Origin of the sequence: Agrobacterium sp. NPDC058088 (assembly GCF_042885035.1) — a bacterium.
Classification (GTDB): domain Bacteria; phylum Pseudomonadota; class Alphaproteobacteria; order Rhizobiales; family Rhizobiaceae; genus Agrobacterium.
In genome coordinates this window covers 968050-982876 of record NZ_JBHVSU010000002.1, presented here as the reverse complement: position 1 = coordinate 982876, position 14827 = coordinate 968050, and the positions used below count along the sequence as shown (strand labels likewise).

21 protein-coding genes and 1 riboswitch are annotated in these 14827 nt (G+C 58.0%); of the genes, 12 read left to right on the top strand and 9 right to left on the bottom strand.

Features of this window, described 5'->3' with window-relative positions; genetic code table 11:
• Positions 1-322 precede the first annotated feature (322 nt).
• The 7 genes from ACFVTJ_RS10175 to ACFVTJ_RS10145 all read left to right on the top strand — a co-directional run bounded on the left by ACFVTJ_RS10175 (position 323) and on the right by ACFVTJ_RS10145 (position 5137).
• Positions 323-889, top strand: a complete 567-nt coding sequence (locus ACFVTJ_RS10175; RefSeq protein ID WP_386906855.1) for a YceI family protein — start codon at positions 323-325, stop codon at positions 887-889.
• A 111-nt stretch (positions 890-1000) separates the two neighbouring features.
• Positions 1001-1390, top strand: a complete 390-nt coding sequence (locus ACFVTJ_RS10170) for a hypothetical protein (RefSeq protein WP_386906853.1) — start codon at positions 1001-1003, stop codon at positions 1388-1390.
• 5 nt (positions 1391-1395) lie between these two features.
• Positions 1396-1902, top strand: coding sequence for a sigma-70 family RNA polymerase sigma factor (locus ACFVTJ_RS10165; protein WP_386906851.1), 507 nt, complete (start codon positions 1396-1398; stop codon positions 1900-1902).
• Entirely contained in the window at positions 1899-2675 is a 777-nt protein-coding gene (locus tag ACFVTJ_RS10160; protein ID WP_386906849.1) for an anti-sigma factor family protein, read from the top strand. Before ACFVTJ_RS10165 ends, ACFVTJ_RS10160 begins: the two co-directional genes overlap by 4 nt.
• Positions 2676-2678: 3 nt before the next feature.
• Positions 2679-3323, top strand: coding sequence for a cytochrome b (locus tag ACFVTJ_RS10155; protein ID WP_386906847.1), 645 nt, complete (start codon positions 2679-2681; stop codon positions 3321-3323).
• A 201-nt stretch (positions 3324-3524) separates the two neighbouring features.
• Positions 3525-4316, top strand: coding sequence for a DUF1062 domain-containing protein (locus ACFVTJ_RS10150; protein ID WP_386906845.1), 792 nt, complete (start codon positions 3525-3527; stop codon positions 4314-4316).
• A 164-nt stretch (positions 4317-4480) separates the two neighbouring features.
• Entirely contained in the window at positions 4481-5137 is a 657-nt protein-coding gene (locus ACFVTJ_RS10145) for a peroxiredoxin (protein WP_386906843.1), read from the top strand.
• Positions 5138-5191: 54 nt separating this feature from the next.
• Here ACFVTJ_RS10145 and ACFVTJ_RS10140 read toward each other — a convergent pair whose 3' ends face one another.
• Entirely contained in the window at positions 5192-5644 is a 453-nt protein-coding gene (locus ACFVTJ_RS10140) for a DUF5680 domain-containing protein (protein WP_386906842.1), read from the bottom strand.
• Between the two features lie 164 nt (positions 5645-5808).
• Here ACFVTJ_RS10140 and ACFVTJ_RS10135 point away from each other — a divergent pair, with 164 nt between their 5' ends.
• From ACFVTJ_RS10135 to fghA, 3 genes are read left to right on the top strand one after another with little or no spacing between them, the layout of a single operon-like run.
• Entirely contained in the window at positions 5809-6264 is a 456-nt protein-coding gene (locus tag ACFVTJ_RS10135; protein WP_386906840.1) for a YaiI/YqxD family protein, read from the top strand.
• Between the two features lie 25 nt (positions 6265-6289).
• On the top strand, positions 6290-6979 hold the full coding sequence (locus ACFVTJ_RS10130; RefSeq protein ID WP_386906839.1) for a DUF1345 domain-containing protein: 690 nt from the start codon (positions 6290-6292) through the stop codon (positions 6977-6979).
• 29 nt (positions 6980-7008) lie between these two features.
• On the top strand, positions 7009-7842 hold the full coding sequence (gene fghA, locus ACFVTJ_RS10125; protein ID WP_386906838.1) for an S-formylglutathione hydrolase: 834 nt from the start codon (positions 7009-7011) through the stop codon (positions 7840-7842).
• 60 nt (positions 7843-7902) lie between these two features.
• On the opposite strand, the gene ACFVTJ_RS10120 is transcribed toward fghA, so the two are convergent.
• From ACFVTJ_RS10120 to crcB, 6 genes are all read right to left on the bottom strand, one after another.
• Entirely contained in the window at positions 7903-8292 is a 390-nt protein-coding gene (locus ACFVTJ_RS10120) for a RidA family protein (RefSeq protein ID WP_386906836.1), read from the bottom strand.
• Between the two features lie 229 nt (positions 8293-8521).
• Entirely contained in the window at positions 8522-9010 is a 489-nt protein-coding gene (locus ACFVTJ_RS10115; RefSeq protein ID WP_386906834.1) for a hypothetical protein, read from the bottom strand.
• A 60-nt stretch (positions 9011-9070) separates the two neighbouring features.
• Entirely contained in the window at positions 9071-9865 is a 795-nt protein-coding gene (locus tag ACFVTJ_RS10110) for an ATP12 family chaperone protein (RefSeq protein WP_386906832.1), read from the bottom strand.
• Positions 9866-9895: 30 nt separating this feature from the next.
• Positions 9896-10564: an HAD family hydrolase gene (locus tag ACFVTJ_RS10105; protein WP_386906830.1), complete on the bottom strand. Its 669-nt coding sequence runs from the start codon at positions 10562-10564 to the stop codon at positions 9896-9898.
• 6 nt (positions 10565-10570) lie between these two features.
• A complete protein-coding gene (locus tag ACFVTJ_RS10100) occupies positions 10571-11560 on the bottom strand; it encodes an RluA family pseudouridine synthase (protein WP_386906828.1) in 990 nt (329 codons plus the stop codon).
• 66 nt (positions 11561-11626) lie between these two features.
• Positions 11627-12004 carry a fluoride efflux transporter CrcB gene (gene crcB, locus ACFVTJ_RS10095; protein WP_386906827.1) on the bottom strand — a complete coding sequence of 126 codons (378 nt, stop codon included), beginning with the start codon at positions 12002-12004 and terminating at the stop codon, positions 11627-11629.
• 200 nt (positions 12005-12204) lie between these two features.
• Here crcB and ACFVTJ_RS10090 point away from each other — a divergent pair, with 200 nt between their 5' ends.
• On the top strand, positions 12205-12525 hold the full coding sequence (locus ACFVTJ_RS10090) for a hypothetical protein (RefSeq protein WP_386906825.1): 321 nt from the start codon (positions 12205-12207) through the stop codon (positions 12523-12525).
• A gap of 223 nt (positions 12526-12748) precedes the next feature.
• On the opposite strand, the gene ACFVTJ_RS10085 is transcribed toward ACFVTJ_RS10090, so the two are convergent.
• Positions 12749-13723 (bottom strand): copper chaperone PCu(A)C, encoded by a 975-nt coding sequence (locus ACFVTJ_RS10085; protein ID WP_386906823.1) that lies wholly within the window; start codon positions 13721-13723, stop codon positions 12749-12751.
• An 84-nt stretch (positions 13724-13807) separates the two neighbouring features.
• Positions 13808-14188 carry a hypothetical protein gene (locus ACFVTJ_RS10080; protein ID WP_386906821.1) on the bottom strand — a complete coding sequence of 127 codons (381 nt, stop codon included), beginning with the start codon at positions 14186-14188 and terminating at the stop codon, positions 13808-13810.
• A gap of 173 nt (positions 14189-14361) precedes the next feature.
• Between ACFVTJ_RS10080 and ACFVTJ_RS10075 the strand changes: the two genes are divergently transcribed.
• A complete protein-coding gene (locus tag ACFVTJ_RS10075) occupies positions 14362-14547 on the top strand; it encodes a DUF3008 family protein (protein ID WP_386906819.1) in 186 nt (61 codons plus the stop codon).
• Between the two features lie 159 nt (positions 14548-14706).
• Positions 14707-14794: riboswitch (glycine riboswitch) on the top strand.
• Positions 14795-14827 lie beyond the last annotated feature (33 nt).

The window sequence follows — 14827 nt, the reverse complement described above, 5'->3', positions numbered from 1 at the left end:
AGCCGGTCCGGTCGGGGGCTGATTGTCGGAGCCAGTGTCGCATTTCTAACGGGCCAGCTGCGTCGCATCTCTAATCAGCTTTAACATCGTTTGTAATAGACCGGTATCCTGACGATGCGCCACTCCACTGTTCGTGGCGGCACTTCAATTATGCGACAGGCCGCCATCTCCTTTTGGAGCGCTGTTGCGGCATCGGCATTGCCGGTTGTTGAATTTCGCCGGATGGCAGGAATTTGGCGATCGGTCGAAGGTCATATGGATTAAATGGTTCCCAGCGGTGTTCTCCTGAGTGCGACCAAGTACTCACGAAGGAGCCTGCACCGTGAAATACTCTTACTCCCTCACTCTCCTGATGGCGGCATTGGCCTGCACTCCGGTGTCGGCCAGCCCGTTCTCGTCCGCTGCTGGACGGTATCGCATTGATCCCGCGTCCCATATCGGGTTTTCAATTGCCCAGGTTGCCGGTCCCGGAATCAAGGGCGCCATCCTCGACATATCCGGCCAGTTCGATATCGATCCGGACCAGCCCGCCAAGTCTTATGTGGAAATCAGCCTCAATCCGTCCAGCGTCAAGACAGGGCAAGAGCGGGTGGAAAACTTCCTGAAATCCAGCGCGGTTTTTAATATCGCCACCTATCCGCAGATCGTGTTTCGCTCCAGCCGGGTCGTTCAGGACGGACCGCGCAGCGCTGTGGTCGAGGGCATATTGACGGCCAAAGGCGTATCCCGCCCCGAGACCTTCCATGCGACTTTCGTTGAGCAGCAAAAGGGATCGGTTACCTTCCATGTCACCGGCAATGTTCCCCGCATGCCCTACGGCATGGGCGTCGGTGTGCCGCTCTATTCGAATACGGTGGCGTTCGATATCGATCTGAAGGGCGTCAGATAAAAAGTCGCAGACGCATCAAAAAAATCGGCAAGGCGGGAATAAATTCCGTTGACCGGTGTTTTATCCAGTATCGGGCACCTTGCCCGATCCGTTTTCCTCAAGGGCTATCTCATGCGTGTACATCATTTTGTTCTGGCTGGCGCGCTGGCGCTCGCCTCCACAACCGCCCTCGCCGAGCCTTATGCCGGTGGCGCTGTGGTTGAAAAGGCGACGGCCAAGGGTACTATCCTGACCGATGCCAAAGGCATGACCCTCTATACGTTCGACAATGACGGCGACGCCTCATCGGCCTGCTATGATGGCTGTGCTAAAAAATGGCCACCCCTCGCCGCCCTGAAAACGGACAAGGCGGACGGCGACTACAAACCAATCGCCCGCAAAGATGGCACGATGCAATGGTCGCATGACGGAAAGCCGCTTTACCGCTGGCAGATGGACAAAAAACCCGGCGACATCACGGGAGACGGCGTCGGCGGCGTTTGGCACGTTGCCAAGGAGTAGCCCTCATGCCGGACTTTCTGGACGAGATGACAAGTTGCATACCGGCGCTCCGGCGTTATGCGAATGCGCTGACGCATGATCGCGACACGGCTGATGATCTCGTTCAGGACTGTCTGGAAAGAGCGATCCGTAAAAAGGCATTGTGGCGACCGCAGGGTCCGTTGCGTCCCTGGTTGTATCGGGTGCTTGTTAATGTCTACCGCAACAATCTGCGCGGCAGCAGACGCCGGCCCCAGCAGATCCCGATTGACGATGCTGAGGAACAACTGGTTGTCCCGGCAGCGCAGACGGGTCGAGTCGCCCTTGCCGAAATGGCCCGCGCCATCGAAAAACTGTCCGGCGAACACCGTGAGGCCCTGCTCCTCGTCGTTGTCGAAGGCCTTACTTATGCGGAGGCCGCAAAGATTCTTGAAATTCCCCTTGGCACACTGATGTCCCGGCTGGGACGAGCCCGAACGGCGCTTGCCCGCATGACCCAGGAAGACCAGCCAAATCTCAAGGTGATAAAATGACCGGCAGAGAGCCACACGTAACCGAAGCCGATCTGCTCTCTTATGTCGATGGGCAGCTTGATGCCCAGAGGCTCGGTGCCGTTCGTGCCCACCTCGCCTCCAATCTGGCCGATGCACGCAAGGTAACGATGTGGCAGCAGCAGAATGCGACGCTGACGGCTCTTTATGGCCCTGTCGACACCAATATCGTGCCGGATCGCCTTGATGTGTATCGCATTGAGCGGCGCGTAAGATTGGAACGGGCCGATTGGCGCAACATGGCAGCCGCAGCCGTCCTTATCCTTGCCGTCGGGATGACAGGCGGCTGGTTCGGACGTGGGCTTATGTTCGAGGTTACCGAACCTGCTTCCATCGTGGCGGATGCGACACAGGCACATAAGCTGTTTGCGAGCGACGTTCTGCATCCGGTGGAGGTCCGCGCCGATGGCGGAGATCCCCAAAACCTGCCGAAATGGCTCTCCAAGCGGCTGGACCGCAAGGTCAACATCCCGGATCTTACCCGTCACGGCCTCTCCCTCGTTGGCGGCCGTGTGCTGCCCGGTTCCGAAGGTCCCGCCGCCCAGCTCATGTACGAAGACAAAGGCGGGCAGCGCGTCACGCTTTACATCGTTGCAGCGGCCGACTCGAGCGATACCGCCATGCGGCGCTCCAGTGTCGGTTCGCTGGAGACGGTGTCCTGGGACGACGAAATGATCCGCTGCGCCCTGGTCGGCAACCTGCCGTCCGACCGTATGGACGCCATTGCCAAGGACACCTATCAACAGCTGAGTTAACCGATGCAAGAGTTTGGCGACAATTCCGGTATTGCCCCGGCGGGTGGACGTCGTTTGCGCAACACGTCCTCATCCTTTGGACTGGTGGCGATCGTGTTCCACTGGACGATCGCTATCCTTTTCCTTGCCCAGCTGGCGCTGGGATATCTGATGAGCCGTGACAGCATCGATCCGGTGCTTCAGTTCGATCTCTTTCAATACCACAAGTCGATCGGATTTCTGGTGCTCGCACTGGCGATACCGCGTTGCATCTGGTCGGTTTTTAGCAGGAAGCCGCGGTCTGTTGATGGCGAAAGCATTGTTTCGAGGTTCGCTGCGCGGGCCGCCCATGCTGCGCTCCTGTTCCTGACCGTGGCCGTTCCCCTCGCCGGCTGGGCGGTAGCGTCAACCTCTCCCTTGCAGATCCCCAGCTATGTCTTTGATCTCGTTGTCGTTCCGGGGTTGCCCATGACGATCTCCGATCAAGCCGAAGCCTTCTGGAGTGAGGTTCACGCCACCCTCGCCTATCTTGCCGCCATTATTGTCCTCCTTCATGTGATGGCGGCGCTATGGCACCACCTCATACGCAGAGATCCGACCCTTCGCCGCATGCTTCCCCTTCTGGCGGCCACGGATAACAGCCGCAGGGAAACCTCCAGCGAACAGTAGGACGATGGTGGAAGAGTTGCGCAAAAGCTTCAGGCACCACTTGTTTCGGTTGCAGAGTGGGGAAAGAACTCCCTTTGGCGGGCATCATTTGTTATCGTCGCCAACGAAGAGCAGTGGCGCATCGAGGTAGACTTTGCCTAAGTAAATACCGGTCTCAATCCAGTTTCACCCGTATTGCGGATAGCCACAGGCTGTCGGCGTATGATCATGTTCATCGGGTGGTGGCAAGAGACCGGTCTGGCATTGTTAAAATGTGCCTTGCACAGCCCTGCTGTCTCAGCTCTTCGCCCCCCAGGACATCGCCACGCCGTACCCGTAAGGGTTTTCTCCTGCACCATCTTGGTGGACTTCCAAACGGAAGACCAAGACATTATGTGCAATCTCCTTCGGGTCCAATGGACCATTACGCCACGAACGGCGCCCCAGCCCTGGCTTGCCTGCAACGGATGCGGTGAACTGAGGGCATTTCAGGCCAGCGGCAAGATCCGGCTCAACGCCAATGGCCGCAAACTCGATGCCTGGCTTATCTACAGATGCCTGATCTGCGACAAAAGCTGGAACCGGCCAATCTTCGAGCGGCAAAATGTTCGCGATATAAGCCCTGCCGTTCTGGAGGCGCTGCAGTCCAACGATCCAGAATGGATAAAAGCCGAAACCTTTAACCTCGAGGCGTTGAGGCGCAAGTCGCAGCGTATCGACGAGTTTGCGGAGTTTGATATCGAGAAAAAGATACGGGACGAACCTCCCGACTGGACTGCGGCCGAGATCGATCTCGCCGTTCCGTTTCCGGCCGGCATACGCCTCGACCGGCTGCTGGCCTCCGAACTCGGGCTTTCACGCTCGATGCTGCAGAAGCTTCACGATGACGGCCAGATACGGGCGCAATCCGATCTTTTGCGGCGACGCCTAAAGAACGGTGCACGGATCGTGATCGAGTGCTGTGACGGTCTTGATCCGGAGCGGTTCTGGAAACCGGCGATGACCGGTCTCTAAGAGCAGCGCGGGGGTCTGCGGGTTCAGGCCCTCGCCTACTTAGTCATCGACAGGCTGCGAAAAGCTCTGGCCATTTCGGGGAAAACCCCTAAGCTCCTGCGCTGGACAGAAATTGCCGACAACCATCAGATTTTAAGTTCAAATCATCAGGGAGAAAGCACGATATGAGTCTGCGTATCAACGATATTGCCCCCGACTTCACCGCCGAGACCACCCAGGGCCCGGTGCATTTTCACGACTGGATCGGCGATGGCTGGGCGGTCCTGTTTTCCCATCCGAAAAACTTCACGCCAGTGTGCACGACGGAACTTGGCGCCATGGGCGGCCTGCAGCCGGAATTTGAAAAACGTGGCGTCAAGATCATCGGCATCTCGGTGGATCCGGTCGAGAGCCACGAAAAATGGAAGAACGATATCCGCACCGCGACCGGTTTTAACGTCGATTATCCGCTGATCGGCGACAAGGACCTGAAGGTTGCGAAGCTCTATGACATGCTGCCGGCGGGCGCTGGTGACAGTTCGGAGGGCCGCACGCCTGCCGACAACGCTACCGTGCGCTCCGTCTTCGTCATCGGCCCCGACAAGAAGATCAAGCTGGTCCTCACCTACCCGATGACCACCGGCCGCAATTTCGAGGAAATTCTCCGCGCCATCGATTCCATTCAGCTCACCTCCAAACACCAGGTGGCAACACCGGCTAACTGGAAACAGGGCGAGGACGTCATCATTACCGCCGCCGTCTCGAACGAAGATGCGATTGCCCGTTTCGGCTCCTACGACACGGTTCTTCCCTATCTGCGCAAGACGAAGCAACCCGGCTGATCTGAGACCTGTGATGGGGCGGTGAAACCGTCATCGCCCCAGCCATCGCACATCTCATGGCTTTATGATGCCTCCATGATAGTCAAGCCGATACGTCTCGACATGTCCCCGGTAAATGCGCTCGACGCCGGTGAAGGACCCGAACTCACCCGCATTCGTATCGACATAGACCAGATTTTCCACCAGATGGGTGAAGCCACCGAGAAAGCGGCCTTCCCGATAGAGCGTGGAAAGCGAGTGCTGAATGACCCTGCCGGCCGTCACGCCGTCGATCATATCGGGCCTGAGAATACGGCCGTAATAACTCATCGCCCATACCGCTGTTCCCTGATGCCAGACGACCTCCTGGCCGATAAAATCGGTTCCGCCGAAATAGCTGTCGATATAGTGCCAGTCTCCGTCCTGATAAGCGAGATCGTGCGATCCCTGACGCGTGGGTGTCGCAGATTTATCGCCGCCGCCGACATAGGTCGCGGACTTGGCTTGCACGATAAACTCTTCCAACATTGAACCCTCCACCATCAAGAACATAAAGGGAACATATGTGGTTTTTGTGATCGCCGCAAGCATTCTCCCACACGACATCAAGCCGCTATTTCAGCCCTGATGGGCTTGGTAATTGCATCATTTGCGCTTAGAAGCGTGGCAGGAATTATTCCAAAAGAGTGCCCATGACGCAAAACCCGCAAATCTATGTCGATGCCGATGCCTGCCCCGTGAAGCCGGAAATCCTCAAGGTGGCGGAGCGGCATGGGCTTGAGGTGACCTTCGTCGCCAATTCCGGTTTGCGCCCGTCGCGCGATCCGATGGTGAAGAACGTCATCGTATCTGCGGGTTTCGACGCGGCGGACGACTGGATTGCCGAACATGCCGGCGAAAACGATATCGTCATCACCGCCGATGTGCCGCTGGCCGGACGCTGCGTCGCCAAGGGTGCTCTGGTAACGGGACCGACAGGGCGCGTTTTCGATCCTTCGAATATCGGCATGGCGACGGCGATGCGTGATCTTGGTGCGCATCTGCGTGAAACCGGGGAAAGCAAGGGGTATAACGCGGCCTTTTCGCCGCGCGACCGCTCGGCCTTTCTGGAGACGCTTGACCGTTTCTGCCGCCGTGTCAAAAAATGACGCTGCAAACAGAAAGGTGTCGTCCATGACCCCCGCCAGTCCTAAGAACCCAGCCAAGAACCCTGTTAATCCCAAGAGCAATCTCTATCGCCGTCATCGGCCTTTCGTCATCGCGTTTATCGTCTGGGCGTTCAGCCTTGGCCTTGCGCTGGCATTTGCGCCTTCCCTTGCCATAGAGATCGCCGCAGTCCTGTTTTTCCTCACCTATCTGACGCTGGTTGCCTTTCGCCTGCCGTATCTGACGGCGCAGCAACTGAAGGCCCATGCCGACAGCGATGATCTGCCTGCGATCGCCATCATCGCCGTAACGCTGCTTGCGGTGGGTGTTGCCGTGGTGTCGCTGTTTCAGGCGCTCAACCACTCCGGTGAAACGGTCTGGACGCTGCTGATCGCCTTCGGCTCGGTGATCTTTGGCTGGCTGACAATCCACACCATGACCGCCCTGCACTACGCCCATCTTTACTGGCGGCCGACCTCGGTGGATGGCAAGCGCCAGCATCGTGGCGGCATGGATTTTCCGGCGACGAAGGACCCCTGCGGTTACGATTTTCTCTATTTCGCCGTGGTGATCGGCATGACCGCGCAGACCTCGGATGTGGGGGTAACCACCACCGCCATGCGCAAAGTGACGCTGCTGCACTCCATCGTTTCTTTTTTCTTCAACACGGTTCTGGTCGCAGCGGCGGTCAATGCTGCGGTCTCGCTTGCGGGCTGAACCCGAATTTTTCCTAAAGGAATGGCTTCATGAATATCATTTCGCAAAATACGGCCTTTGGTGGTATGCAGGGCGTATTTTCGCACCAATCCGAAACGCTCAAAAGCGAGATGACCTTTGCGGTCTATGTGCCGCCGAAGGCGATTCATGAGCCCTGCCCGGTTGTCTGGTATCTCTCAGGCCTCACCTGCACACACGCCAATGTTATGGAAAAGGGCGAATATCGCCGCATGGCGTCCGAACTCGGGCTTATCATCGTCTGCCCGGATACAAGCCCGCGTGGCAATGATGTGCCGGATGAGCTGACCAACTGGCAGATGGGCAAAGGTGCTGGTTTTTATCTCGATGCCACGCAGGAGCCGTGGTCCGAGCACTACCAGATGTATAGCTACATCACGGAAGAACTGCCCTCCCTCATCGGCCAGCATTTCCGCGCGGATATGAGCCGCCAGGCCATTTTCGGCCATTCGATGGGTGGCCATGGTGCGATGACCATTGCGCTGAAAAACCCCGAGCGTTTCAAGAGCTGCTCCGCCTTTGCCCCGATCGTGGCCCCCTCCTCCGCCGACTGGTCGGAACCGGCACTGGAAAAATATCTCGGCGCGGACCGGGCCGCATGGCGTCGATATGATGCCTGCTCGCTGGTCGAGGACGGCGCACGGTTTCCCGAGTTCCTGATCGATCAGGGCAAGGCCGACAGCTTCCTGGAAAAGGGCCTGCGTCCCTGGCTGTTCGAAGAAGCGATCAAGGGCACGGATATCGGCCTGACACTGCGCATGCACGATCGTTATGACCACTCCTATTATTTCATCTCCACCTTCATGGATGACCATTTGAAGTGGCATGCGGAACGGCTTGGCTAAGGATCGAGAAGCGGGTGGCGGCGCCCGATAAGCGCCGCCGTTTCCCGTCTTGATCCGGCATTACGGGATGCGGGCGATGACCTTGATCTCGAAATCGAAGCCGGCGAGCCAGTTGACACCTATGGCTGTCCAGTTCGGATAAGGCGATTTGCTGAAAATCTCCTGTTTGACAGTCATGATCGTCGCGAACTGGTTTTCAGGGTCGGTGTGGAATGTCGTCACATCGACGATATCGTCAAAGGTGCACCCCGCCGCTGCGAGTGTCGCCTTGAGATTTTCGAAAGCCAGCCGGACCTGTTTTTCAAAATCGGGTTCAGGCGTTCCGTCGGCTCGGCTGCCGACCTGGCCGGAAACGAAAAGGAGATCACCGGATCGAATGGCGGCGGAATAGCCGTGTTCTTCGTAAAGCGCGTGCCTGTTGGCCGGGAAAATTGCTTCGCGTGCAGTCATTTGACATCTCTCTTTTTGGCTGAGTGAGTGGACGAGCGAAGCGTTGCTGTCGGGGCTTCGAACGTCACCTCACATACGTTACGTATGCGAGATAGTGACGTACGCAGCGTATGTCAATTAGGATACGCAATGTATGTGAAATCGACGGCATCGAAATGCTATTGTCAGAGCGTGGAGATTTCAGGACTGATGGGGACAAGCGGTGTCGCCCTCTCGCATTTCCTGCTGTTTATGGAAACAGAGCCGTCGCCAGCGTCGTCGGGCCGGGTCGGTTCAGCCGGAATTCGCGGATCACCCGCTCAGCGACGCCATAGGCAAGTTCCTGCTCGATGGCCTGATTGTCGAAGCTGACAACGGTAGCTGTGAATTTGGCCTCGGCGATGACCTCGCCCGTTGAAACGGCCGCGGCACGGACGATCACCTTGGCTGAAGCCCGCTCCCCGAACATGAATGGTGCGCGAGTAACGGATGCAAGACGGATGGTCAGCACCACGCGCGGCCGAATTTCTCCACGAGCCGTCGTCTTGATCGCATTCTGAACCTGCGCATGGATGGATTGCATCAGTGCCGGCGCGACATCCGGGCGTGCGGCGACAAATGCGCCACGCACGTCGTAAAGCAGTCGGTCGCTATTTGTCGCTTCCGGTTCCAACCTGAAAGACATGAGCACGAAACACGCCAGCACAAGAATGCCGAGGCGTTTTAGCGTGGTGGTCATGATCAGCGGCTCCCCTAACGTGAGGTAACCGCATGTTCGACGATCAGGGTTAGAAAAGCGTTAAGAGGCGATCTTCAGCGACTCCAGGACGTTGAGGGCGGCACGCATGTCGATGAGCCTGACGGCGCGGCGCTCCAGCGCCTCCTCGTCCTCGCCCCATTGCTCGGCGGTCCAGTCCTCGTCCAGATGGGCGAGCGCCCAGGCTTCTTCCAGCGTCAGTTCACCTTCCGCCAATGCCAGCGCCAAAATGGCGGAACCGGTCAGAGACGTCATGGTGTGGAGCGCGGCAAGAGCAATCGGCGTATCGTATTTTTTCAGCGTCACTGCGAAAGCCGCGATAGCTTCGCGCGGCTGCTCCTGATGCATCACACCTTCGACGAGAATGAAGCGCGCGCCGAGTACATTGGCCGCCCAGTCCAGTACAGGATCCCAATGGTCCGTTTGTCGCGCCACCAGCGCTTCCGGATCGCCAGCGCGATAGCAGAGGAGGTCCGACGAGGAAAAACGGAGGATGTCCTCGAAAACCGCCTGCGTGTCACTGGCGATGCCATCGATGGCGGTATTCACGTGCCTCGACACGGGCATGACCACCGGGTTCACCACCTCCGTCTGCGCATCCCATTCGTCGCGCAGCAGTTCGGCCAGCGCTCGCGTGGGTGCGATGAGCGGTTTCTTTGCGGGCGTGCGCAGCGGCTTGCCATCGAGGAGGATGGTGAAGCCGCCCTCTTCCAGGTCAGCGAAGGTCACATCCTTATAGAACCGCTTTGGCAAAGGTTTCTGCATCTGGATCTGCGCGCGCAGGATCGGGTCGGGGTGGCTGAGGCCCTCCGAAAGGTCGTTCAGGAGATCACGCATGGCACATCCTCGTCAGTCGGGTAGAAAAGGTCATTCAGTAATGTCGGCCGAAACATGGGCCGGAATTTCGTTCGGATGGTTGACGACTGCGTCGGCGCCCGCATCCCAGAGGTCCTCGACCGAGGCATAACCCCAGGAAACGCCGATGGCCTTTGCGCCAGCCGCTTTCGCCATCTGCATGTCATAGATCGCGTCACCGATGACGATAGTATCGGCTGGAACCATGCCGGTTTCGTGGCAGCATTCCGTCACCATGGCGGGGTGCGGCTTGGAGGGGCAATCATCCGCCGTGCGCGAAACGATGAAATGGTCGATTAACCCATGGGTTTCGAGAATATGGGTGAGCCCACGCCGGCCCTTGCCTGTGACGGCGCCGATCAGCACGTCGTCCCGTTTCGAAAGCGTATCGATCAGCGGTGCGATCCCGTCAAAGAGCGGCGTCGTCATCTCGGGGCGTTCCCGTAGAGGATGATAGACCTCCCGGTAACGCTGCGTCATCGCCAGCGCCTCGTCATCCACATGTGTCTTGCCAAGCATGCGGGCGATGGCGATATCCAGCGTCAGACCGATGATCGCCTTGGTCTGTGAAATATCAGGCCGCGGCTTTCCAAAATCGGCAAAGGTTTCGGACATGACCGCATGGATCAGGCCGGCGCTGTCCACGAGAGTACCGTCGCAATCGAAAAGGACGAGTTTCATCTGCTATCAGTCTTCCCTATCGCCATCGGCTACGTCGAGGCCGAGAAGGTTCCAGGTTTGCACCATATGCGGCGGCAAAGGTGCGCTGACCCGAAGCCGACCACCGGAGGGGTGCGGTATGTCGATGTGGCGCGCATGCAGATGCAGGCGCTTCTGAATACCGCCCGGGAAATCCCAGTTCGGATCATCGATATAATATTTGGGATCGCCAATGATCGGGTGGCCCATATGCAGCGCATGAACGCGCAGCTGGTGTGTACGGCCGGTATAGGGTTCCATCTCCAGCCAGGCGAGGTTCTGCGCGGCGGTATCGATGACGCGATAGTAGGAAATGGCGTGATCGGCCCCCTCCTCGCCGTGTTTGGCGATGCGCATGCGATCGCCATCCATCGTCTGTTCCTTGACGAGCCAGGTGGAAATCTTGTCCTGGTGTTTGCGCGGCACACCCTTGACCAGCGCCCAGTAGGTTTTTTTCGTATCGCGCTCGCGGAAGGCAGCCGTCAGTTTCTGCGCGGCGCCTCTCGTGCGGGCAACCACAAGCACGCCTGATGTGTCACGGTCCAGACGGTGCACCAGACGCGGTTTTTCGCCCTTCGGGCTTGTCCATGCTTCGAGAAGACCGTCAATGTGACGGTTGACGCCTGAACCACCCTGCACGGCAATGCCGGCCGGCTTGTTGAAAACGAAGACCTTGTCGTCCTCATGCAGCAGCATGCGCGCCAGAAGCTCGGCATCCGCTGACTGTTTGAGGTCCTTCGAACCGATCGGACCGGTCTTGGTCTTCATATCGGAATCGACCGGCGGCACGCGCACCATCTGTCCGGGCTGCACCCGCGCATCCGTCTTCACGCGGCCGCCATCCACACGCACCTGGCCGGAGCGCAAGAGCTTCTGCAGCTGCCCGAAACCGAGACCCGGATAGTGAATCTTGAACCAGCGATCGAGGCGCATACCGGCCTCGTCGGCCTCGACCTTGATATGCTCGATACCTGCCATGAAATTTCCAGTCTTTCTGTCTTGATCGCGCGCCCTGTTCGTCGGCGCGCCGTTTGGTTCAAGCCTTTAGAACAAGTTGCGGCCCAAGGCCAGCCCGGCAAAAACCGCGGCAATGGAAACCACGAGGCTTGCAAGGATGTAAAAGGCCGAAAGGCCGATCGCACCACGCTCGAAAAGCGAAACCGCATCCAGCGAGAAGGATGAGAATGTCGTGAAGCCGCCAAGCACGCCGGTGACGAGAAACAGGCGCATTTCCATCGACGCGTTGAGCCGCCGCGCCACCAGTTCCACCAGCAGACCGATCAGGAAAGACCCGACGATGTTAACCGCGAGCGTTCCCCAGGGGAAATTCGGCCCGGCCAGCCGCATGCTCCAGACGCCGACCAGATAACGGAACACGGAACCGATGGCGCCGCCTGTCGCGACAAGAGCGATATTGATCATAGAATGATATCTCCGGAAATTGCCGGACCTCGTGAAGTCCAAGGCATTTCTAGACCAAGGGCACAGCGGGTGAAAGCCCATTGGCTGACGTCGTCGTCCATTAAAATACGATTAAATTGCAGCGTCGCGATTTAGCCTTGCAACAATAAGCGGCTGTTACTCTCGTTTTTTTAAGGATCGGCAGGATCGCCGGGGGTTGGATGACACAGGTTCTTTCTGTTTCCGCAAATACGGCAGCCTATGCGCTGGAAGCCGTGAAGCCATCGCAGCGCGTTCCGCGCAAAAGCGAAGTGGAAGAGGCCATTCACGAATTGGCACGCAAGGCAGAAGGTGGGGATGACTTCCAGCTGCGCGGCATGATGACCGCCATCAAGCCGCCCGCCCTGACGCTCTATTTCCTGACCGTTGCCAGCCAGCGTCAGGAGCAGCAGGCGACATTAGAACAGGCCGTGGAAGCCTACGAGGAAAACAGCGCCACAAAAAAATCAAAAAATAACCCTTTAGATCAAACCGATATCTAGGAATTTTAATTTCGTTTCTTTGTCTTCTCATCATGCCGAACGGACATTTGCGTTCAGCCTGATGTCAGCTTGATTTTCTAGATATTTCCGACCGAGTTCCGGAAAGTCGAGATGGTAGATACCGTCTCCTTTTTTCCATCACGGCGCTGAAGAACAAATACAATATATAAAAATCTTGCGGCTACCGGACCTGTCACGCGTTCCGGTAGCCGTTTTTCATCGGTCAATTATGCTGATGCTCGCTGCCGCCCTTGGCCGCGCCTGTGGAGAGTATGATCTCGACCTTGCCGGCCTTCTCGAAGATCAGCGTCACCGGCACCTTATCGCCTTCGGCAAAAGGCTTCTTCACATCGAAGAACATCATGTGCAGACCGCCGGGCTTCAGCTCCACCGTCTGGCCGGCGGGAATGACGATACCGTCATCCAGCTTGCGCATTTTCATGACGTCGTTGACCATGGCCATCTCGTGGATTTCAGAACGGCCGGCGGCGGAGGATTCGATGCCGACCAGCTTGTCGTCGCTATCGCCGGTGTTCTTGATCGTCACGTAACCGCCGCCGACGGGCTGGCCCGGCAACATGGCCTTGGTCGCACCATCGGACACTTCGAGGCTGCCGGCCTTCACGACATCCATATCCATGTTCATGCTGGAATGATCATGTCCGCCCGCATGCGTCTTGGCAGTGACCTTGATGGTCGGCGCCGGGCTTTTCAGCGAATGCGGATCAACGCCGGCGGTTGCGACCTCATCCCAGGATACCTTGCCCTTGTCGCCGCAAAGCTGCGTTACCTTGAAGGGCAGATCCTGCCCCGCCTCGATTCCGGAGATTTTACCCTGCACTGCAAAGGTATCGTAGAACTCGTCCGGCAGGTTGCCACCCTTCCAGCGAATTTCGACAGCCCCGCTTTTGATGTCCTTGCCGTGGTTCTTGTAGGTCTTCTGATAGTCGCCCTTGATGATTTCCAGTTCCCAGCCTGCCTTGGGCTGCGGCTTGGCGGAAATGAAGCCTTCCGGCAGCTTGATCTGTACTTCCGTGGTTGCAAGTCCGCCATCGCAGCCGTGCGGCACCTGAAGGGCGGCGACGATGGTACTGTCCTGTTCGGCCGAACCGTCCACAAACGTGGCGTGAGCGAAGGCCGGCGCGGTCGAAACCGACGCGGCGAAGAGAGTGCAGGTGATGATCTTGGTGGTTCTCATTTGCTTGTCCCTGCGACTGCGCCCCTTGGGGTGTCGCAGCCGCGCAGTGCCGCTGGCAGGCGGCGATGATCTCATATGTGAAAATCAGGCGGACAGCGACGGCGGGCCGCGGGCGGCCGGTTTGCGGATCGTCAGGACGGAACGGAAGCTCCATTCCGCGGACAGGCGATTATCGAGCCAGGCGAATTCAGTCCTCAGCCAGCCTTCCGTATCGGGCATCGGCAGAAGAATGGACGATGCGAGCAGGCAGGCCTCACAGAAGAGGATCGCGTCCCCCGAATGGGCTGGGCCGTCCTTGGCGTGGGAGGCATTCGCCTCGCCCGAATGACCGAGGCAAATCCCGGCAAAGGTGCCGTCCGGCAGCCTGTAGCTCTCGTCGAGGACAACCGCGGGGTTGGCGGCAAGTGCGGGCTTGTGGGCAAAACCGAGCGACAACATCAGGGTCGCGCAGAAAATGCGAAGCATCTTCTCCATCCCCGTCAGTCGTCGTTTTCGATTTGCGTCCATGACACCATGCGATATCCCGCTTTCCTGCCGATTTCAAAGGGGAATTTTGCCGCAGGCTTGATCCTTGCAGCGGAACAATCGACGCAAGGCGGCATTTTCCTGCCGTAACCATCGTTTTGAAGGAGGCAGACATGCCAGCCAAATCAAAAGCCCAGCAGAAAGCGGCGGGCGCAGCCCTTGCCGCCAAACGCGGCGAAGTCAAAAAATCCAGTTTACAAGGTGCTTCAAAAAGCATGGAGAAGTCCATGACAGAAAAGGAACTTGAGGATTTCGCATCAACAAAACGTAAGGGCTTGCCGGAGAAGAAAACTGACTGAGGGCATCTTGCATCCTCATTCCCGTGCGCCCCACAAAAATCCAGCCGGTCCACGTCATACCGATGCTGGGTGAACGATGATGGCGCAGATGGAGCAAGAATCTGTTCAGATGCGTCATTTGGTCCTTGCCAATAGCGGGGCTTCGAAGATAATGAGCGCGCATCATCGTTGGGAGAAACCGCTTCAATGCGGTGCCGAAGGAGCAACCGCCCCGGAAACTCTCAGGCAAAAGGACCAGCGGTGACGACGGAACTCTGGAGAGAAGCCACCTTTAAACAGG